This window comes from Chitinophaga sp. RCC_12, assembly GCF_041360695.1.
Lineage (GTDB): Bacteria > Bacteroidota > Bacteroidia > Chitinophagales > Chitinophagaceae > Chitinophaga.
In genome coordinates this window covers 299,492-320,595 of sequence record NZ_JBFUPS010000006.1, presented here as the reverse complement: position 1 = coordinate 320,595, position 21,104 = coordinate 299,492, and the positions used below count along the sequence as shown (strand labels likewise).

Here is a 21,104-nt window from a genome sequence, read left to right as displayed (position 1 = left end):
TTAATAGCATGTCAGTATTCAATCAGCCCAGGAAGAGAGTAATACAGATGATTATACTTGGGATGGTAATACTGATCATCACCAGGTTATTCTTTCTGCAGGTAGTGGAAAAGAAGTACGCCAAGCTGGCGGATGCCAATGCCGTGCTTCGTAAAGTCATTTATCCAAGCCGGGGTATCATCTACGACCGGCAGAACCGCAGCATCCTCGGCAACGACGTATTATACGACCTCGTAGTAACCCCTGCCAGCGTAAAAAGCATCGATACAGGCTATCTCTGTAATATTTTAAAAATAGATAAGGAAGAATTCAGGAAACGGATCGTTACCGCCATTATCAAAAATGGCCGGGTAAGACAATCAGTTTTCGCTCCCCTGCTGGCGCCGGAAGTATTCGGGCAGCTACAGGAAAGCATGTATCTCTTCCAGCCGGGATTTGAACTGGTACCCAGGCAAATCCGCTCCTACCCTTATTCGGCCGCAGCTAATATCCTCGGGTATATAGCGGAAATATCCCCGGCCATGTTAAAGGATACTGGTACTTACGCCTCTTATAACTCCGGCGATTATCTTGGATTCACGGGTCTGGAAAAGACCTATGAAACCGTATTGATGGGCCAACGGGGCATACAATACCTGGTTAAAGATAACCTGAACAGACCCCAGGGAGCTTATGAAAACGGGGAGTTTGACAGTGCGGCAGTAGCCGGCAGAAACCTGCGGCTTTCCCTGGACATTGAGTTACAGGTACTCGGTGAGAAATTAATGAAAGGCAAATCGGGCAGTATTGTGGCCATCGATCCGCAAACAGGCGGTATCCTGGCCATGGTAAGCGGTCCGAGCTTCGATCCTAACCTGCTCACAGGTTCGTATCGCAGCGCCAATTTCAGCAAACTTTATACAGATACCACCAAGCCACTGTTTAACCGTGCCATCCAGGCTACCTATCCGCCGGGCTCCACGTTTAAACCCATGATCGCACTGGTAGGACTGGATGAAGGCGTAATTACCCCCAGCTTCGGATACCCCTGTGGCGGCGCTTACTACGGCTGTTCAAGACCTATCAAATGCGAACACCACGATGCTGGTCACGCGGCTAATCTCCGCCTGGCACTATCGCATTCCTGTAACTCCTATTTTTCGCATGTATACCGTTTGAGTGTGGATGCGGGTAAATTTGGGGGGATCAAGGTAGGCGGTATGCAGAAGTGGGCCGACTATATGAATAACTTTGGCTTCGGGCATAAGATAGGGGTGGATATTCCCAGTGAAGGCCGCGGACTGGTACCGGATAAAAAATATTACGATGCCCGGTACAAAGGCAGCTGGAACTCGTGTACATCCGTGTTCCTGGGAATCGGTCAGGGTGAATTGTTGCTAACGCCGCTGCAAATGGCCAATGCCATGTGTATTGTAGCCAACCGCGGTTCTTATTATATTCCGCACTTTGTATCCAGCATTGATAACGATAACACCCATCTCCTGGATAAATACAAACAAAAGCACGACGTAGCGCATATCTCTGATACGGCCTACAGCGCGGTTATTCATGGTATGACAGACGTGGTGGAAAGCGGTACCGGGCGTATTGCACAGATTGAAGGTATTACCGTTGGCGGTAAAACCGGTACAGCAGAAAACTATGGTATTGTAAACGGTGTAAGAACAAAACTGAAGAACCACGCGGTGTTTGTGGCTTTTGCCCCTGCTGAAAAAGCACGTATAGCCATTGCCGTGATAGTGGAAAACTCCGGTTTTGGTGCCAAGTATGCAGCGCCTATTGCCAGTTTGATGATGGAGAAATACCTGAAAGACAGTATCTCCACCAAACGTCAGCCGCTGTTGAAATCAGTGATGGAAACAGTAACAATAGATCAGGCCATGCTGGCTAAATCGCATTTGGATTCGTTGAATCAGAATGCTGTTATTAAGAAGAACAAGCCTTAACCAATCATCGAATAAACCGATTAATCAATAATGAACCGCTCGCAAGCCAAACTGACACAAGGGATTGACTGGCCAATAGTTGGCCTGTACCTGGCATTGGTGATCATAGGCATCATGTCCATTTTTGCTGCGGAATACCGGGGTGATGATAACGTGTGGCAGGATATCCTTCATCCAAGTAAAAACTATTCGAGGCAGCTGATCTGGTTTGGCGTATCCATTGTACTGGCTGCAGTGATATGGCTTACAGACAGTAAATTTTTTACGGCCACGGCCAACCTGATGTATGCAGGCGGCCTGTTGCTACTATTGCTGGTGCTTGGGATCGGTAAAGATGTGAAGGGATCGCATTCCTGGCTGGTGATTGGTGGATTCCAGTTTCAGCCGGCGGAGCTGACGAAGCTTTGTACCAACCTGGCGCTCGCCAAATACCTGTCGTCGCAGGAAACTGATTTTACGAAACTACGATCCAGACTGATTGCCGCTGCATTGGCCCTGATACCTGCCGGTATCATCATTTTGCAGGACGAAACAGGATTGGCCCTGGTATATTTTTCCTTTTTCCTGGTGATGTTCCGCGAAGGATTGCCCGGCGTACTGCTGGTAATCGCCTTTTCGGGAATTGTACTCGTGTTGTCGGCCCTGTTGGTGGACCGAACGATACTCTTCATTATTTTTACGGTCATCACCGCGCTGGTCATCTACTTTATGCGGCGCGAAATAAAACGAAAGCGATCGAAGCTCGCGCTGATCCTGGGCGTATACGCCTTCTGCGGACTCTTTGTGATGTTCATCGTTCCCTTTGTATTTACCAAAGTACTGAAGGACTACCAGGTACGCCGTATTGAAGTAATGCTGGGTAAGGAAAACGATCCGAAGGCTACTTACAACACCAGGCAGAGTATGATTGCCATTGGCTCCGGTGGCTTCTGGGGAAAGGGATACCTGAAAGGTACCCAAACCCGTTACGATTTTGTGCCTGAACAAAGCACCGACTTTATCTTCTGTACTGTGGGAGAAGATTTCGGCTTCTTCGGAAGCGTGATTTTCCTGGGTATATATGTAGCCCTTCTTTTCCGGATCATTTTTGTGGCGGAACGACAGCGATCGACCTTTACGCGAGTCTATGCCTATGGGGTAGCCAGTATCATTTTTTTCCACCTGGCTATTAATATTGCGATGACGATCGGTCTTGCGCCGGTGATCGGGATTCCCCTGCCCCTGGTGAGCTATGGCGGTTCTTCCCTGATGACCTTTACCATGCTGATATTTATACTGCTGCGGCTGGATGCCGACCGGCAGATGGTGTTAAGATAGTATCTTTGCAAAATGGCACGTATTATTCCATTATCAGAAGGGTCATTTACCGTAGACGGGACCAAGAAATTTTTTCCTTTTAAGCTGGGAACAGATAGCATGCAGGATCGCCCGCATGGTTCGTTGCTGGTTGAAATACAGCCGTTCCTTGTAATCACGGACCGCGATTATATTTTATTTGATACCGGGCTGGGCTTTCGTAACCCCGACGGCGTACTGCAAATCCATCAGCACCTAATAGACAATGGCATCAATCCGATGGAAATCACCAAAGTGTTGATGAGCCATTTACATAAAGATCATTCCGGCGGCGTTTCTTCAGAAGATCCTATCACGGGAGAACGCACGCTCAATTTTCCCGGCGCTACCTATTATGTAAACAACGAGGAAATGCTTTACGCCGTGGAGCATTCCGGCAAATCTTATCTCTCTGAAGATATTATGTTATTACAACAGCGGGATAACGTGGTGTTTACAACCGGTAACGGGACTATCGACGGGTATATTCATTACGAAGTGACCGGTGGTCACTGTCCTTATCACCAGGTATTTCTGGTAGATGATGGAGCAGATAAAATATTTTTCGGCGGAGATGTGGCGCCGCAGATATCCCAGATGAGGAGCCGGTTTGCAGCCAAATATGATTACGATGGCAAGCGCAGTATGGAGCTTCGCCAGGAATTCCTGGAGCGGGGCAAACAGGAAGGCTGGACATTCCTGTTTTATCATGATACCAAAGAACCTTTTGCTAAGTTTTAAGCGGAGGTTGTCTTACTCAGGATTACACTGATTACCGGAATTTTTTGGATTTTATGAGATGTCAAGATGTATACGCCGTTTGACAGCTTGTCACTTACAGGACAGCATACCAATAAAACGTGGAAACAACAGGGCCACAGCTGGGCATCGTATAGCGTTTACCGCGATCAGGCCACGCATGAGTTGTATATTCCGCAAACGGTGCTCAACCTGGTAGTACAGGGAGAGAAAAGAATGTACGACGGCAGGCAGGTACATTACCTCCGCAGCAGGGATGCGATGGTGATTCCGGCTGGCAGCCTGCTTTGCTCAGAGATATTGCAGCCACAGCGGCAATACGGAAGTATTAACCTCGTGATCCCGGATGAAATGATCCTGTGCTTGCTTAAAAAGCCGGGAAATAAAGCTCATACCGTTGGCCGGGCATTAACTACACTGCCGGTAAACAGCCATTGGCACAACTTCACACAGTCACTGCTGCAGCACTTTGCAGACGATAACCTTATCATTCCTGATTATTACGACATTATATCAAGGGCGCTTCACCTTATTTCCGGTGAGAAGGCAATAAGTGCCATGCTCACCAAAGCCGCCATGTACCCGCTTCCGGAGGTGATGGAGAAGCTCAGTACCGGGATTGCGGAGGTGCGGCTGCTGGAAGATGTGGCCGCTATGGGGCATATGAGTACGGCTACATTGAAACGCCGTTTCCGGGATATCTATCATAGTTCCCCCATGCATTGGGTGCTGGAGAAGCGGCTGCAGATGGCGGGTTTCCTGCTGCGCACCACGGAACAGCCGATCGCGGAAATAGCTTACCGTGCAGGGTTTGAAGATGTGACCCATTTTTACCGGCAGTTTCGCCGTTGTTTTAAAGTAACGCCATTGCAATGGCGTAAAATGGAAACTGATCTTTTCAGCAAATAGTTGTGCCGGCGGATGGCTTACATTGTGAAAAAAAACGACAATGGAAAGTTTGACCAAAATTGGTGAAGCCTGGCTACAGGCCTGGAATTCCCACAACCTCGACGAGATCATGTCGCATTACGATGCGGATGTTATTTTCTATTCCCCTTTAATTAAAAGAATCAACAATGATCCTACCGGTTGTATCCGGGGGAAGGAGAACCTGAAGGCTTACTTTACCCGTGGGCTGGAAGCCTATCCTGATCTGCATTTTGAGTTGTACCATATCCTGGAAGGGGTGAATTCTATTGTGCTTTATTATAAAAGCATCAATGATAAATTAAGTACGGAGATGATGGTGATTAATGAAAAGGGGCTGGTGAGTGAAGTAAGGGCACATTATAAATAATAGTACAGGGGAATTGCGGGGTATTTCCCCGTAATTCTTTTAGGGTCTTCTTCTTGGGCCTCCGCCCATTCTGTTCATGCGTTGGGTGTTGAGGTGGTTTACCATGATGGTCCGGAATTCTCTTTCGCTTTTAAACACCATGCCTGCTTTTCTGCCGGGGAGTACACGCTGGAATTCTGTACTGTAGCGTGATTTGATGTCCAGCATCCGTTTTTCGTATTTCAGTTCCTTATCCATATTTTTCCGGGCGGCATCATCGGCATTGTCGGTGGCTAATTTTTCCTGGTCTCTTTTCTGGTGGCGTTCCGCGATCAGTTGTTCCACTTCGTGGGTATAGTTATTATAAACCGGCCAGAATTTCTGGGCTTCTTCCGGGGTGAGGTTTAATTTCTGGGCCAGGTATTGGATTTGTATGGCTTTTATTTTTTCGGCGGCACTTTCCGACGGGTTTTGCTGGGCCTTGCTCACGCCGGCATGGGTGAGGAGCACAAACATTGTAATCCATATAAAGTAAAGATGTTTCATCATTTATTTTCAGGTAACACTTCCTTTGATAAATCGGTCTTTTGCAGGTAATTTTCGATGGCTTCCAGTGGAACTGCTTCTTTCAGCTGACTTTGCACCGGGGTTATTTCCGCGGAACTGGCGAAGAAAGCTTCATTATCAAAGGGATCAGTGTGGGTTTGCAGGTAATTAACGATATCCTGGTCATTCAGGTCTTCCAGTTGTCTTTCTATAGCATTATGATGGTTGTTGTTGTTGATCACGAACAGTAGGGCGCTGCTACCGATGAAAGCGGTAAGACAGGCGGCTACGGTCCATTTCAACCAGGTGGCGGTCCGGTTCCGGTGGGCTACCCGCAGTGGAATTACAGGGCTGGAACTGGCCCGTAGGGACTCAAAATAACCGGTGGGTACTGTAAATGGCGTCTGTTTGGGTATTGCCGCGAGGAAGGGCGAAATGGCTTCCAGTTCCGTGTGTACGGAGGTGAGGGAGCTGGTTCCTTCTTCCGTTTGGATCCGTTGCAGGATGGCCTGTGGTAATCCTTCGAAGTAGCCGGCAGGAACAGTTGTCGGCTGGTTTGGAACAGCGGCTGTTCCGGAACGCAGATCTTCCAGTTGAATTTGCAGCAGGATAGCGGCGGGCAGGTGTTCAAAATAGCCTGCTGGTACCGTAAATGGTACTTCTGCCGGCCAGTTGATGCCTGGCGCTATTTGCATTAATTCATTTGTTATGTAGGTCTGCCTGTTCATATTTGCTGTTTTTTAGACAGTAAACGGTATTAATAGTTTAATGTGATTTTAATCTTTTGGTAAAATTCTTTAAAAATTACTTAAAATAAATATTTGTAAAATTTATGGTCAGCCGTTGCGGATAAACTCTTCGATCTTCTTAACAGCATGGTGATACGAGGCTTTCAGGGCGCCTTCCGAGGTTTCCAGCACTTTGCTCATTTCCTCGTAGGGCATTTCATCGTAGTAGCGCAGGTTAAATACGATCCTTTGTTTATCGGGTAAACTGAGGATAGCGCGCTGCAGTTTCCACTCCAGTTTATTGGGATCAAACTGCGGATCCGCCCTGAGTTTGTTGCTTAGGCCGTTTTCCACATCAGACAATGAAACCGACGTTTTACGTTTTTGCTGCTCGAGGAAAGTGAGGCTTTCGTTGGTGGCTATTTTATACAGCCAGGTATACAACTGGGCATCTTCCCGGAAGTTTTCCAGGTTTTTCCACACCTTAATAAAAACGTTTTGCAGCACATCATTGGCATCGTCGTGATCCATTACCATCCTGCGGATATGCCAGTAGAGCCTTTCCTGGTACTTTTGGATAATAAGGGTAAACCCTTTTTCCTTTGTATCAGGTATACGGTATAATGCCAAGAGTGATTTATCGTCCTGTGAAACGGCCATAGGTTAAATGGTTCTTAACAGGTTTTATTTCATTGAATATAAATAAAAACCTGTTCATAAGACGCGGAGATTGTGGCGAAGTTTAATGTGCGCGGATTTTGTCTTTCTCAGGATTACGCTGATTTTAAGGATTACCTGGATTTTTACTTTTGGATTTTTTTTAGATTTTTTTGATTTACTTAAGATATAATTAAGGGAGATAAAAGCGAATATATATCTGCTTCTATCTCCCTTAATCCTTTATAAAATCAAAAAGTAAAAATCCAGTTAATCAGTATAATCAGCGTAATCCTGCTCCAAGACAATTTAAAATCGCCGAAGGCGATGCTACGCCTGTTTCTTGCGCTGGATGGCTTTTTCTGCTGCTGCAACGATGTGATCTGAATCGAGGCCATATTTTTTCAGCAGGTCCAGTGGTTTACCGCTTTCGCCGAAGGTATCGTTGGTGCCCACGTATTCGATGGGAACGGGGGTATGGCGGGCGGCTACCTGTGCGATGCTGTCGCCCAGGCCACCGAGTACGTTGTGTTCTTCGGCAGTAACGGCGCAACCGGTTTTTTTCAGGGAAGCGATTACTGCTGCTTCATCCAGTGGTTTAATGGTGTGGATGTTGATGATTTCCACGCTGTAGCCTTTTTCTTCCAGTACTTTACCGGCTTCGATGGCAATCCAAACCAGGTGACCACAGGCGAATAAGGTGATATCTGTTCCTTCGTGGAGGATCTGTGCTTTACCCACTTCAAATTTCTGGTCTTCCGCGGTAAAATTGGGCCATTTCGGGCGACCGAAACGGAGATATACCGGTCCTTCGTAGTCGGCGATAGCAATGGTAGCAGCTTTGGTTTGATTGAAATCGCAAGGTACGATAACAGTCATTCCGGGCAGCATTTTCATCATGCCGATATCTTCCAGGATCTGGTGGGTGGCGCCATCTTCACCCAGGGTAAGTCCTGCGTGGGAAGCGCATATTTTTACGTTCTTGTTGGAATAGGCAACAGACTGACGGATCTGGTCGTATACCCTTCCGGTAGAGAAGTTAGCGAAAGTAGTGGTGTATGGTATTTTACCGCCGATGGTTAAGCCTGCTGCGATGCCAATCATGTTGGCTTCTGCGATACCTACCTGTACAAAGCGATCGGGGAATTCTTTAATAAAAGCGTTCAGTTTCATAGAACCGAGCAAATCTGCTGTCAGTGCAACTACATTGGGGTTTTTACGACCTACTTCGAGTATGCCCTCACCAAACCCGCCACGGGTTTCTTTTTCATTTAGTGGTTGAATATCTTTTACCATTGTGGTCTTTTTAAAAATGAAGCGTAAATGTAAACATTAAAAAATGAGGATCCTAGTTACTCAGTACTTTATTACGCAGGCTCACTTCCCATTGCCAGGCGGTGCGCATGCTGTCTTCGATACCAATTTTTGGCTCCCAGTTCAGCTTTTCCTTCGCCTTACTGTTATTGGCATAAATAGAGATCACATCTCCTTCCCTGCGTGGGCCGGTGGTGTAGTTTAATTTGATGCCGGAAATTTTTTCAAATGCCTTGATGGCTTCCAGCACGGTTACGCCGTTGCCGGTACCGAGGTTAAACACTTCACAGTTGCTGGTATTGTGGTGTTCTATGAGATATTGGAGCGCTTTCGTGTGAGCGGCGGCGATATCCATTACGTGGATATAATCGCGGACGCAGGAGCCGTCGCGGGTATCGTAGTCGGTGCCGAATACCGTCATTTTTGGAATTTTCCCGATGGCGGTTTGGGTGATTACGGGAACCAGGTTGTCTGGTTTTCCCAGCGGCAGTTCGCCGATAAGTGCAGATGGGTGTGCGCCTACCGGGTTAAAATAGCGGAGCAGGATGGAATTGGTTTCATTTACCCGGCTATAGTCTTCGATGATTTGTTCACCCATTTGTTTGGTACGGGCGTATGGAGACTGGGCTTCGCCGAGCGGTGTTTCTTCCACTACCGGGAGGGCTTTGGTATTGCCGTAAACCGAGCAGGAAGAGGAGAATACGAGGTTGGGTACATTGTATTCTTTCACGCATTTCAACACGTTGACCAGCGAGGTGATATTGTTCTGAAAGTACATCAGGGGCTCGTTTACAGATTCTCCCACTGCTTTCAGGGCAGCAAAATGGATGACCCCAACGATATCCCGGTTTTCATGAAATACCGCATTGGTGTCTTCCAGGTTACAAAGATCTACTTTGTAGTTGCGTACCTTTTTTCCGGTAATTTTTTCTATACCATCTAATAATTGGGTGCTGCTCCTGATATTACTGTCTACAGATACTACATCAAATCCATTATTGATCAGATCTACAATAGTATGCGCGCCTATATAGCCACAACCACCCGTAACAAGAACCTTCATGATATTTCAGATTTACGTTTATTTGATATTTCAGAAAACTTTTTGATTGAGCACCGTTTCGAGGTAAGCTCCGTAGCCGCTTTTCAGTAAAGGTTTTGCCAGTTCCTTCAGTTGGCCGGCGTCAATAAATCCTTTACGATAGGCGATTTCTTCGATACAGGCTACTTTAATTCCTTGTCTTTGTTCTATTACCTGTACAAATTGGGATGCCTGCATCAGCGAGTCAAATGTGCCGGTATCCAGCCATGCTGTTCCGCGTGGTAAGATAGAAACTTTTAATTTTCCCCGCTGCAAATATTCTTTATTTACATCTGTAATTTCATATTCGCCGCGTGGACTGGGTTGCAGATTTTTAGCGATTTCCACTACTTCATTATCGTAGAAGTAGAGTCCGGGTACAGCGAAGTGGGATTTCGGTTGTGTGGGTTTTTCCTCGATGGACAGTACTTTCATGTCCTGACCAAATTCCACTACTCCATACCTTTCCGGGTCGGATACCTGGTAGGCATATACGATGCCGCCGTCGGGGTTGGCATTGTGAGCCAGTTGTGTACCGAGTCCTGCCCCATAAAAGATATTATCACCCAGTACCAGTGCTACCGGGTCCTGCCCGATAAATTCCTCGCCGATCACAAAAGCCTGTGCCAGGCCATTGGGGTTGGGTTGTTCCGCATAAGTTAAATTCAGTCCTAGTTGTTGACCATTACCAAAGAGCCGTTGAAAAGCCGGCAGATCGTGTGGGGTAGAAATGATCAGGATATCCTTAATGCCCGCCAGCATCAGGGTAGACAGCGGGTAATAGATCATTGGTTTATCGTAGACCGGCATGATCTGTTTGCTGATAGCATACGTAATGGGGTGCAGCCGGGTGCCGGAGCCGCCGGCCAGGATTATTCCTTTCATTTGCAAGATCAATTTTTGATGGTCACTAACTTAACTCTTCCGATCAGAAGAAAACCGCACAAAAATAGCGGCTCTCTTTCAATTGGCGTCTTTTTTTTATAAAAAAAGCTCTCCGGAGGTTACGGAGAGCTTTTAAAAGTATCTGTTGGTTCACTTTTTTAAATGAACAGGTTTACGATGAAATAGGTGACTGCGGCCAGTAATCCACTGATGGGAATGGTTAAAACCCAGGCCCACAGTAGTGATACGGTAACACCCCAACGAACGGCAGATAACCTTTTGGTAGCGCCTACGCCCATAATAGCACCCGTAATAACGTGGGTGGTACTGGCGGGAATACCCAGGTGTTCCGTGAGGAAGAGGGTAATGGCGCCGGAGGTTTCAGCAGCCACGCCTTCCAGCGGGGTTACTTTGGTGATACGGGTTCCCATTGTTTTCACAATTTTCCAGCCACCGCTCATGGTGCCGAGTGCGATACAGGTAAAACACGCCAGCGGTACCCAGTCCGGCATTTCCTTGAGGCTGCCGATATAGCCGGCAGATACCATTGCAGCGGAAATGATACCCATTACTTTCTGGGCATCGTTACTACCGTGACCAAGGCTTAATGCCGCGGAAGAGGCTAGCTGCAGGCGTTTGAACCAGCTTTCTGCCCGGTATGGATTTGCCTTACGGCAGATATTTACAATGATGAGTGTTATTATAAAGGCCACCACCATACCTATGAGGGGCGCCAGTACAATGAAATACACTGTGGGCAAAACTTTGTGGAAATTGATTACGTCAATATTGCCACCGGAGGCGGTTACAGCTGCACCAATGAAACCACCTATCAGGGTATGTGAGGAGCTGGAGGGAATGCCCAGCCACCAGGTGAAGAGGTTCCAGGTAATAGCTGCCACCAGGCCGCAAAGGATTACTTTCAGCGTGATAAACTGCTCAAATACCGAGTTGGCTACGGAATTGGCTACTTTAAACTCACCGATGTAGTATTTGGCAACAAAAAAGGCCACAAAGTTGAATACTGCGGCCCAGAGAACTGCCTGGAAAGGCGTAAGCACTTTGGTCGACACAATAGTGGCGATAGAGTTGGCGGCATCATGGAAACCATTGATATAGTCGAAAATGAATGCCAGTATGATAATAATTACTAGTAAAGTCATGACATCAGGAGAATTATGCGTTCAGAACTGTATTCCCCTTTATCAGGAGTACTTGATAATAATGGTTTCTATTACGTTGGCGCAGTCCTCGCACTTATCGGTAGCGATTTCCAGGGCCTGGTAGATTTCACGCATTTTAATCAGTTCTGCGGCGTTCTGCTCTGTATCAAAAAGGTCGGCGATAGCCATATCGTAGATATCATCAGCATGGTTTTCCAGGCTGTTGATCTTTACGCAGGCATCGGTAATAATGCGCATATTCTGCATATTGCGCAGTTCGGGGATTGCTTTGGCAAGTTCCAGTACACCCAGGTGGATCAGTTCCGCCAGTTTGCGGATGCTGTCGTTGATGTAGTGTACTTTATAGAGATCCATTCTTTTGGCAGAACCATGGATATAATCTGCCACATCGTCCAGTGTTGCCGCCAGGTAGTGAATGTCTTCACGGTCAAACGGAGTGATAAAGTTTTGTCCGAGCTCTACAAATATGCGGTGTGTGTAATCGTCGTTTTTGTGTTCCAGGCGTTCTATCAGGTGTACCTTATCCTTTCTCACAGCCAGATCTGTGGTGGCTACCAGCTCGTTGAGCACAGTCGCCATTTCTACCAGATTGGAAGCTACATCTTCAAACAAAGAATAAAATACCCGGTCTTTCGGCATGAATAGTTTAACAAAAGAATTGAAGCCTCCCATACGTTTGAGTTTATAAAATTTGCCGCAAAAATAGCTTTCAGAATCTATCCCAGCCAGTAAAAAACGTGAATTAATAATTCCTTAACACTGGATTAATATAAAAGTAATATAGCGATTTTTCCTTTGCATAGAAAATTATACTCATAAACAGGCTGCCTACAACCTGTACATACAAACCTATAATGTCGGATAAACGCCCATTAGATATAGCCGTAATTTCAGATGTTCATCTGGGAATTTACGGCTGCCACGCCAAAGAGCTGATTCAGTACCTGGATAGTATCGACCCGCGGATATTGGTGCTGAATGGGGATATTATCGATATCTGGCAATTCAGCAAACGCTATTTTCCAAAGGCGCATACCAAAGTGATCCGGAAAATCCTGAAGATGATCGGCAAAGGCACCGAGGTGTATTACCTGACAGGTAACCACGACGAGGCCCTCCGTAAATATGCAGGGTTTGAGCTGGGTAACTTTACAATCGATAATAAGCTGGTGCTGGACGTAGATGGCAAAAGACACTGGTTCTTTCATGGAGACGTGTACGACGTAACCATGAAAAATTCCAAGTGGCTGGCCAAGCTGGGCGGAAAAGGATATGATCTGCTCATTATCCTCAACCGGCTGGTCAATCATGTGCTGGAAAGCATGGGGAGGGAAAAGATGTCTTTCTCCAAAAAAGTAAAACAGGGGGTGAAGTCGGCCGTAAAATTCATTTCCGATTTTGAACAAACCGTTGCCGAAATAGCCGCCGATAAAGAGTTTGATGTAGTGTGCTGCGGTCATATCCACCAGCCCCTGATCAAAGAAATGCAGGTAGGCGATAAAACAATCACCTATCTGAATTCGGGCGATTGGGTGGAAAGTCTTACTTCCCTTGAGTATACCAACCAGCAATGGGCCCTGTACCAACACCCCGTTACCCGGAAGGGCGCTGTACTTGCAGAGGACGACGATGATGGACTCACCGACTGGGATGCTACCCGTATTATTACCTTCCCCGGCTCCTGATTTTTTCTTTCTACTTATTACATTTAAATATTTTAAATATATTTATATTTAAATACTATTTTCACAAAATCATAACAAGCGCTTAATATTAAATTAAAAGTAGACTACTAAGTTTGCCAGAGAAATAATTAAGTGTGACGATAGTGGCACATTTAGATAAGCAAGAAAAACAGCTAGATGAAAGTATTGAAGTTACATCCTTTAATGACGATCTCCCTATTGCAAATGCAGATCCAGCGTTTGCTTTATTGTAATGTGGCCGTGTATGTGCGTAATTCGCTTGCCAATACATTTGATACATTAAAAGACGCAGGTTTTGAAGAAGATGTTCTGATTGAATATCCGATAGATGAAACACTGAGTTTGCGGGAGTTTGAGGAAGAAGTGGAAGAAAGGTTTAATTTTTCACTGGAGTTGTGCAACAAGGACAACAAACCTTTCATGAATAAAAGCCAGCACTTATTCCAGATTGCCTGCCCGGTAGCCGACAGAAACACAGACCGTAACTACCAGCTGGATATTTCCCTTGACATGCTGACGAATAATAACCGTCAGTCGCCCCAACAAAATATGTGGTAATTATTTGTTCGCCCCCTTATATATCCTCTCAGCTGACCCGGCTGATCTTCTCTTTAAAATTAACTACGCGAAAAACCTTTTATCAATTAACATTCTCGTAATGCCCCGTTAACACTGCGGTAATGTAGTGCCAATACTTTTGCCATCAAATATTAAAACGGCCTTAAAACCGTATTAAAATCTGATTAAAAAATTATTGTGAAACGAATCTCTTCTATACTTATCTGGACACTGTTAGCGTGTTGCTCCTTCGCCAATGCTTCCTTTGCAGCTGATCCCGCCAAAATCACCGGTAAGGTTACCGACAAGAAAACAGGTGAAGCCATCATCGGGTTAACTGTAGTAGTAGCTGGTACAGGCAAAGGCGCAGTAACAGATGTGGAAGGAAGGTACCAGATTTCAGTTGACCCCGGCACTTATACCCTGGAGTTTAAATTCATGGGGTACCAGACGAAATCAGTTTCAGAAGTAATCGTAAGTGCAGGTAAACCCACTTACCTGGACATTGTAATGGAAGAAAGAAGTTCCAAAAGCCTGAAGGAAGTAGTAATCACCGGAACGGCCAAACAGGAAACCATCAATTCCCTGCTTACGCTGCAAAAGAATACCAACACGGTAGCACAGGTAGTATCTGCAGAAGCCATCCGTAAATCGCCGGACAGAAATACCGGAGAAGTATTGAAAAGAGTATCCGGCGCCTCTTTGCAGGAAGGTAAATACCTCATAGTGCGCGGACTTGCCGACCGTTACAATCAGGCCACGGTTAACGGCGCCCTGTTGTCCAGTACAGAACCAGACCGGAAAACATTTTCCTTTGACCTGTTCCCATCCAATATTGTTGAAAACATCGTCATCAATAAAGCAGCTGTACCTGAATTACCGGCGGAATTTGCCGGTGGCCTTGTACAGGTAAATACAAAAGATATCCCTTCCGAAAATTTCCTGACAGTATTGGCCGGTACAGGTTTTAATACGATGTCGGCCGGAAAGGACTTTAACACTTATAAAGGTGGCAACAAAGACTGGCTCGGGGTAGACGATGATACCAGAAAGCTCCCGTCTTCCTTTCCCTCTACCAAAACCGGTTATGATCAACTGTCAACAGCAGATAAAATTGCTGTATCCAAATCATTCCCGGATATCTGGTCAGTAAATACAAAAACAACACCGCTTAACTCTAATTTCCAGATTGCCGGCGGTATCAATAAAGGAAAAGAAGGTAACCGTTTTGGTGCGGTACTGTCGCTAAGCTACAACCGTAACAACCGTAATTTCGATACTTACCGTACCGACTTTGATAATGACGGATCCCGGATCTACAACTATTACGATAAAAAATCTACTCAGAATGTATTGTGGGGCGGACTGGCCAATTTATCGTACCAGTTTGGCAAGAATAAGATCAGCTTCAAAAACCTGTACAGTGTTAATTCTACCGTGGCTACCACAGTAAGAACGGGTAACGATATTCCTTCCGAAACAGATGTACGCGCCTATGAACTGGGATTCAACAGCAACCGCATCTATACTTCGCAATTATCCGGTGAGCATTTCTGGGAGAAAGCAAAGGTGAAGATCAAATGGAATGGCAGCTACACCAATATGAAGCAGGATGTGCCGGATCTTCGCCGGTTGGGTTATAACAGCATTGCCGGTAAGAATGATTTTTATGCCAATATATCTTCCGGCGGTTCCGCTACCCTTACTGGTTCCGGCCGTTTCTATTCCAAACTGAATGATAATATTTATGGTGGTATCCTGGACCTGAGCCGGTTTGTAAAAATTGGTGGCCGGCAACAACAGATAAAGATGGGTTACCTGGTTCAGAGCAAGGAACGCGGTTTCACTCCACGTGCGCTTGGCTACACCCTTTTTGATGCCGGCGATCCTTATGCACATGACCTGGTACGCTTATCTCCGGATAAATTATTTGCACCGGAAAATTTTACCGACCGCTTATTGCGGATGGATGAAATTACCAATACGCCGGATGCTTATGGCGCCAATGCGCTGCTTAACGCAGGTTACCTGCAGTTTGATAACAATATTTATGAGAAATGGCGACTGGTATGGGGGGTGAGAGTGGAGAACTTTGACCAGTCGATTAAATATAACCAGAACGGACCACAGAATAACAAAACTACGGTAACGGATATATTACCTTCCCTGAACCTGACCTACCTGCTGAACGCAAAAACAAATATCCGCTTCAGCGCATCCCAAACCGTTATCCGGCCTGAGTTCCGTGAGCAGGCGCCGTTTGCCTTCTACAACTTTGACCTTATGGCTACCGAATCGGGTAACTCTAACCTGAAGAGAAGTAAAGTGACCAACGTGGATCTGCGCTATGAGCTGTATCCCCGCTCCGGAGAAGTATTAACCATTGCTGGTTTCTACAAGCACTTTGAATCGCCTATTGAAAGATTTTACAATAGTGGTGCGGGTTCTGTTGGCTTAACCTACCTGAATGCTCCTAAGGCGAATAGCGCTGGCGCCGAAGTGGAATTTAGAAAGAATCTCGATTTTCTGAATCCTGATAACGCCGGGTTCTGGCATTCGTTCACCGTGTTTTCCAATGTGGCCTACATCTATAATAAAGTTTCTTTCGAAAAGGATAAAGTGCTGAAAGCACGGCCTATGCAGGGTCAATCTCCTTATGTGATCAATGTAGGTTTACAGTTTGAAAAAGAATCTACCGGTACTGTGGCGAATGTATTGTTTAACCGCATCGGCAGAAGGATTTTCATTGTAGGTAATGACACTGAGCCTGACGTATATGAAGCGCCGAGATCTTTACTGGACTTCATGGTAGCGCAGAAGGTTTTCCGTAAAGGAGAAATCAAGCTGACCGTAAGTGATATCCTGAATCAGCCGGCTAATTTTTACCAGGATAATGATGACAATGGCAAGTATGACAAAACATCAGACTTCCTGAGAATAAGTACCAAAGGCGGTACCAATGTGAATCTTTCTTTCTCTTATAAATTCTGATAAAGAGAAGCGTAATAATAGGAATAATAGATTTTAAAAATTGCATTTAATTTCAATCCATCTGACATGAAAAAAATTCTGTTTCCTGTAATGTTTTTGGCGGTGATTATCTCATCCTGCGGCAAAGACGATGATCCTACAACTCCGCCACCGGCCCAGCCAATAGACATGACTAAGGCTACTATTGAAAGAACCAGCGATAACAGTGAATTTAAGGAATCTCCTGAAACACTGCCAAAGCAGATCACTTCCAATACTGTTTTGAAAACAGGTAAAACTTACCTGCTGACTGATTTTACTTTTGTATTGAACGGTGCAACTATTAAAATAGAACCAGGTGTTACCATTAAAGGATCTAAATCTCCGAATAAAGGTGCGCTGATCATCACCAGGAATGGTAAGATTGATGCACAGGGTACTGCTGCCGCTCCGATTGTATTTACATCCAGCCAGGCTACTCCTAACAGTGGCGACTGGGGTGGTATTATCCTGTTGGGTAATGCGCCTAACAATGGTGCAAAAGACGGTATTGCCGGCTTACAGGCCATTGAAGGCGGTGTAAATGAAACAGCTACTGGTTACGGTTTACATGGTGGTACCAAAGCTGATGATAACTCCGGCATACTGAAATATGTGAGAGTAGAATATCCAGGTATTGCCTTTGCCGTAAACGATGAAATCAACGGTGTTACTTTTGGTAGCGTTGGTTCAGGAACTACCATTGATTATGTACAGGTAAGCTATTCCGGCGATGATTCCTTCGAGTGGTTTGGTGGTACAGTAAATTGTAAACACCTGATCGCTTATCGCGGTACGGATGACGATTTCGATACTGATAACGGCTTCTCCGGAAAGATCCAGTTTGGCCTGGTACTGCGTGATGCTGCTATCGCTGATTTCGGACCGAGCGGTGCTTCTAACGGTTTTGAATCTGACAACGATGCGGATGGTACTACCAAAACGCCGCAGACTGCTGCTACTTTTAGCAACATGACTATTGTAGGACCTTATGCTAATGCCGCTCCGGCTGCTACTGCTGCTCCTTACAAAAGAGGTGCGCATATCAGAAGGAACAGTAAAATTTCAATATTCAACTCTGTATTTGTTGGCTGGCCTGTTGGCTTGTTTGTGGATGGTGCGCTGACAGAAGCAAATGCTACTTCCAATGCACTGGAGTACAAGAATAACACCATTGCCGGTAGCCCGCTGGTGGTAGCTGCTGGTACCGCAACATTTAATTCCCTGGCCTGGTTCAGTACTGCAGCATTTGCCAATAAAACACTGGCTGCTGTTACCGATGTGAAACTGACCAGTACTGGTTATACTACTTTTGATCCAAGCCCCGCAGCTGGTTCTCCACTGCTGGCTGGTGCGGATTTTACCAACGCGAAATTAGGTGGTGGCGCCTTTACTACCACTACCTATGTAGGTGCGGCAGCAGCAGGTGATACCTGGTTTAAAGGCTGGACCAAATTTGCAGATAAATAGTATTTATTTAAATTTCATAAACTGTAATCTTAGGCCGCCCGGGTTTTTACCCAGGCGGCTATTTTTTATTTGCCCAGTTTAGCCATATACTTCTCCGGTGCTTTTTCAAACACATTTTTGCAGGTAGCCGAGCAAAAATGCAGGGTATCTGTTTTATAAACCGCCCATTCTTTATAACTGGTATCATAGGGCATTTCACAAACGGGGTCCGGAAGTTTATTGACTGCAATAGCTGCTGGTGTTCCGGCAGCAGGAGCAGTAGTATTTTCAGCGGGCGCCTGCTTTTGTGCGCAGGCAAACAGGAATAAGGCGCTACACGTAATGAATATATATTTCATAGAATTTTTTAACGAAGGTATAGATAAAAAAGAATTACGGATTTGCGGGAGATAGTGAACTGATTACACTTCTTCCAACAAATCCGTAATACTATATAGTAATTGCAGTAATTATTTTACCAGATCACTACCCGTTCTGCTTCCGGCAGCACCATTTTATTGCCCGGAGCGCAGCCCCATGCAGCCTGGAATTCAGCCAGGTGAGGCAGTGGTCCGTTGATGCGGAATTTTGCCGGGGAGTGCGGATCTGTCTGGATCTGGTTGCGCAGGGCGGCATCTGTGATGTTGCCATGCCATACCTGTGCCCAGCCCAGGAAGAAACGTTGCTGCCAGGTAAATCCATCAATAGGTTTAGGTTCCCCTTTACCTTCAAACGATTTTACGAGGGCGTGATAAGCAAGGGTTAAACCACCCAGGTCGGCTACGTTTTCGCCGATGGTTAAGGCGCCATTAATTTTAAAACCAGGCAGCGCTTCAAGGCCGTTGAAGTAGTCGATATAACGCTTGGTCAGTTTATCGAAGTTCTTGCGGTCGGCTTCTGTCCACCAGTTTTTCAGGTTACCTTCTGCATCGAACTGTGAGCCCTGGTCGTCAAAGCCGTGGGTAAATTCGTGGCCGATAACGGCGATGATACCGCCATAGTTGATAGCATCATCTGCATTAGGATTGTAGAAAGGAGGCTGGAGGATACCTGCAGGGAATACTACTTCGTTATTTAACGGGTTGTAATATGCGTTTACGGTTTGAGGTGTCATACCCCATTCGCTTTTATCTACCGGCTTGCCTATTTTATCAATATTTTCTTTGTGTACATATAAGCTTGCAGCGATTACATTTTCCACCAGTTTGCCTTTTTCTATATTGATGGAAGAGTAATCTTTCCATTTGTCGGGGTAACCGATCTTATAGGTAAAGGAAGCGAGTTTTTTGTGTGCCATTTGTTTGGTAGAATCGCCCATCCAGGTGAGTTTATCGATTCTTTCTCCATATACTTTACGCACGTTTTCGATCATTTCAGATACTTTCTGTTTGCTGCTTTCCGGGAAGTACTTTTTGGCAAACAGTTTACCCAGCGGCATGCCCATTTTTCCATCGGTGGAGCGGATAGCGCGTTCTGCACGGGTTTTCTGCGACTTTTTACCTGTCATTACCGTACCGTAGAAATGGAAATTTTCATTGTCGAAGGTAGCAGGTAAATAACCGGCAAACTGGCCGAGCAGCTGCCATTTGGAATATGTTTTCAGTGTTTCCAGTGGCGTAGCTTTCAGCAAAGCATTGGCTTTGGTGAGATAGGGCTTGTTCTGGAGCACGAGGGTATCAGTTTTGATATCCTGTTTAGCGGCGAAGTTTTCCCAGTCGAAGTCGGGCGCCAGTGTTTTCAGTTCAGAGAAGGCGGCCCTGTTGTACGTTTTAACCGGATCGCGCAGTTCTACATTGCTCAGCTGAATAGCGGCGAGTTTGGTTTCAAAGTCGAGGATGGTTTGTCCGGCGCTTGCTTCAGGGAAACCTGCCAGTTTGAACATTTTATCAACGTGACTAACAAATTCGTTGCGCACATTTTTGGTAGCGGAATCCTGTCTTTCGTAATAGCTTTTTTCACCCAGGCTGAGGCCATCCTGTGCCTGGTAAAGAACATTCATTTTACTGTTTTTGGCATCAGCATCTGCGCCAAAACCAGTAAAGGAAGATACCCCGATTTTCTGGAGTTCACCGGTTACACTGGCCCAGTCGGCGAGTGTTTTAACGGCAGCAATCTTATCGAGGTAGGGTTGCAGTGGGGTGATGCCGCGTTGTTCGATAGTAGCGGTATCCAGGAAAGATGAGTAATAGTCGGCGATCTGTTGTTCTTCTGTGCCTTTTTTCAGATCTGTTTTGCTGGTAATTTCAGCAATGATTCCTTTGAGGCGAACTTCCTTGTTTTCTTTATCGAGGACGTTAAACGCTCCCCAGCGGCTTTCTGTAGATGGGATGGGGTTGTTTTTTTTCCAGTTACCATTCACGTAGTTGTCAAAATCATCACAGGCTTTGTAGGAAGAATCGATATCAGCCAGGTTAAAAGCGGGCACCTTGGTGGTGTCGGCCGTTTCCGCCTGCTGCGAGGAACTGTTGGAATTGCAGGCTGCAAATGTAACCATGGCAGCCAGCAACGGTAGTTTTACCGCATTGGTTTTGTTCATATTTAAAACAGGTTTAGTATCCTAAGTTATGGAAAACGGGTCAGGTTGCATGAAAGGTTTTTTATGAACGGCAATCGCCGCCATGATGGCTGTTGCCGATCAAATCCCGGAATCTCTAAATAATTAGGTAGGTTT

General features: G+C 45.8%; 19 protein-coding genes. 9 read left to right on the top strand and 10 right to left on the bottom strand.

Annotation, left to right across the window (positions count from 1 at the left end; all coding sequences use genetic code 11):
- Positions 1 to 8 precede the first annotated feature (8 nt).
- The 5 genes from mrdA (at position 9) to AB6805_RS19630 (ending at position 5,337) form a co-directional block, all read left to right on the top strand.
- A complete protein-coding gene (gene mrdA / locus AB6805_RS19650) occupies positions 9 to 1,946 on the top strand; it encodes a penicillin-binding protein 2 (protein ID WP_370911147.1) in 1,938 nt (645 codons plus the stop codon).
- A gap of 30 nt (positions 1,947 to 1,976) precedes the next feature.
- Positions 1,977 to 3,263 (top strand): rod shape-determining protein RodA, encoded by a 1,287-nt coding sequence (rodA, locus tag AB6805_RS19645; protein ID WP_079469704.1) that lies wholly within the window; start codon positions 1,977 to 1,979, stop codon positions 3,261 to 3,263.
- 12 nt (positions 3,264 to 3,275) lie between these two features.
- On the top strand, positions 3,276 to 4,022 hold the full coding sequence (locus AB6805_RS19640) for an MBL fold metallo-hydrolase (RefSeq protein WP_370911146.1): 747 nt from the start codon (positions 3,276 to 3,278) through the stop codon (positions 4,020 to 4,022).
- Between the two features lie 66 nt (positions 4,023 to 4,088).
- Positions 4,089 to 4,949 carry a helix-turn-helix domain-containing protein gene (locus tag AB6805_RS19635; protein WP_370911145.1) on the top strand — a complete coding sequence of 287 codons (861 nt, stop codon included), beginning with the start codon at positions 4,089 to 4,091 and terminating at the stop codon, positions 4,947 to 4,949.
- A gap of 40 nt (positions 4,950 to 4,989) precedes the next feature.
- Entirely contained in the window at positions 4,990 to 5,337 is a 348-nt protein-coding gene (locus AB6805_RS19630) for a nuclear transport factor 2 family protein (protein ID WP_370911144.1), read from the top strand.
- Between the two features lie 39 nt (positions 5,338 to 5,376).
- Here AB6805_RS19630 and AB6805_RS19625 read toward each other — a convergent pair whose 3' ends face one another.
- The 8 genes from AB6805_RS19625 to AB6805_RS19590 all read right to left on the bottom strand — a co-directional run bounded on the left by AB6805_RS19625 (position 5,377) and on the right by AB6805_RS19590 (position 12,383).
- Positions 5,377 to 5,865 carry a hypothetical protein gene (locus AB6805_RS19625; RefSeq protein ID WP_370911143.1) on the bottom strand — a complete coding sequence of 163 codons (489 nt, stop codon included), beginning with the start codon at positions 5,863 to 5,865 and terminating at the stop codon, positions 5,377 to 5,379.
- Positions 5,862 to 6,590, bottom strand: a complete 729-nt coding sequence (locus AB6805_RS19620; protein WP_370911142.1) for a hypothetical protein — start codon at positions 6,588 to 6,590, stop codon at positions 5,862 to 5,864. Before AB6805_RS19620 ends, AB6805_RS19625 begins: the two co-directional genes overlap by 4 nt.
- A gap of 108 nt (positions 6,591 to 6,698) precedes the next feature.
- Positions 6,699 to 7,250 (bottom strand): RNA polymerase sigma factor, encoded by a 552-nt coding sequence (locus AB6805_RS19615; RefSeq protein ID WP_370911141.1) that lies wholly within the window; start codon positions 7,248 to 7,250, stop codon positions 6,699 to 6,701.
- Positions 7,251 to 7,577: 327 nt separating this feature from the next.
- Positions 7,578 to 8,543: a transketolase family protein gene (locus tag AB6805_RS19610; protein WP_370911140.1), complete on the bottom strand. Its 966-nt coding sequence runs from the start codon at positions 8,541 to 8,543 to the stop codon at positions 7,578 to 7,580.
- 52 nt (positions 8,544 to 8,595) lie between these two features.
- Positions 8,596 to 9,624 carry a UDP-glucose 4-epimerase GalE gene (gene galE / locus AB6805_RS19605; RefSeq protein WP_370911139.1) on the bottom strand — a complete coding sequence of 343 codons (1,029 nt, stop codon included), beginning with the start codon at positions 9,622 to 9,624 and terminating at the stop codon, positions 8,596 to 8,598.
- 30 nt (positions 9,625 to 9,654) lie between these two features.
- Positions 9,655 to 10,527, bottom strand: a complete 873-nt coding sequence (gene rfbA / locus AB6805_RS19600; RefSeq protein WP_370911138.1) for a glucose-1-phosphate thymidylyltransferase RfbA — start codon at positions 10,525 to 10,527, stop codon at positions 9,655 to 9,657.
- Positions 10,528 to 10,685: 158 nt separating this feature from the next.
- Positions 10,686 to 11,690 (bottom strand): anion permease, encoded by a 1,005-nt coding sequence (locus AB6805_RS19595; protein WP_370911137.1) that lies wholly within the window; start codon positions 11,688 to 11,690, stop codon positions 10,686 to 10,688.
- A 42-nt stretch (positions 11,691 to 11,732) separates the two neighbouring features.
- The gene (locus AB6805_RS19590; RefSeq protein ID WP_079469694.1) at positions 11,733 to 12,383 is read right to left on the bottom strand and encodes a DUF47 domain-containing protein; all 651 of its coding nucleotides are present in this window, start codon (positions 12,381 to 12,383) and stop codon (positions 11,733 to 11,735) included.
- A gap of 182 nt (positions 12,384 to 12,565) precedes the next feature.
- On the opposite strand from AB6805_RS19590, the gene AB6805_RS19585 reads away from it, so the two are divergent.
- The 4 genes from AB6805_RS19585 to AB6805_RS19570 all read left to right on the top strand — a co-directional run bounded on the left by AB6805_RS19585 (position 12,566) and on the right by AB6805_RS19570 (position 18,454).
- The gene (locus AB6805_RS19585) at positions 12,566 to 13,396 is read left to right on the top strand and encodes a UDP-2,3-diacylglucosamine diphosphatase (protein ID WP_370911136.1); all 831 of its coding nucleotides are present in this window, start codon (positions 12,566 to 12,568) and stop codon (positions 13,394 to 13,396) included.
- Positions 13,397 to 13,573: 177 nt separating this feature from the next.
- Complete coding sequence (locus AB6805_RS19580) at positions 13,574 to 13,975, top strand: hypothetical protein (protein WP_370911135.1); 402 nt, start codon at positions 13,574 to 13,576, stop codon at positions 13,973 to 13,975.
- A gap of 198 nt (positions 13,976 to 14,173) precedes the next feature.
- On the top strand, positions 14,174 to 16,966 hold the full coding sequence (locus AB6805_RS19575) for a TonB-dependent receptor domain-containing protein (protein WP_370911134.1): 2,793 nt from the start codon (positions 14,174 to 14,176) through the stop codon (positions 16,964 to 16,966).
- Positions 16,967 to 17,032: 66 nt separating this feature from the next.
- Complete coding sequence (locus AB6805_RS19570; RefSeq protein WP_370911133.1) at positions 17,033 to 18,454, top strand: hypothetical protein; 1,422 nt, start codon at positions 17,033 to 17,035, stop codon at positions 18,452 to 18,454.
- Between the two features lie 65 nt (positions 18,455 to 18,519).
- Here AB6805_RS19570 and AB6805_RS19565 read toward each other — a convergent pair whose 3' ends face one another.
- Positions 18,520 to 18,792 carry a YHS domain-containing protein gene (locus tag AB6805_RS19565; protein WP_370911132.1) on the bottom strand — a complete coding sequence of 91 codons (273 nt, stop codon included), beginning with the start codon at positions 18,790 to 18,792 and terminating at the stop codon, positions 18,520 to 18,522.
- 116 nt (positions 18,793 to 18,908) lie between these two features.
- Positions 18,909 to 20,969, bottom strand: a complete 2,061-nt coding sequence (locus tag AB6805_RS19560) for a M13 family metallopeptidase (RefSeq protein WP_370911131.1) — start codon at positions 20,967 to 20,969, stop codon at positions 18,909 to 18,911.
- Between the last annotated feature and the right edge of the window lie 135 nt (positions 20,970 to 21,104).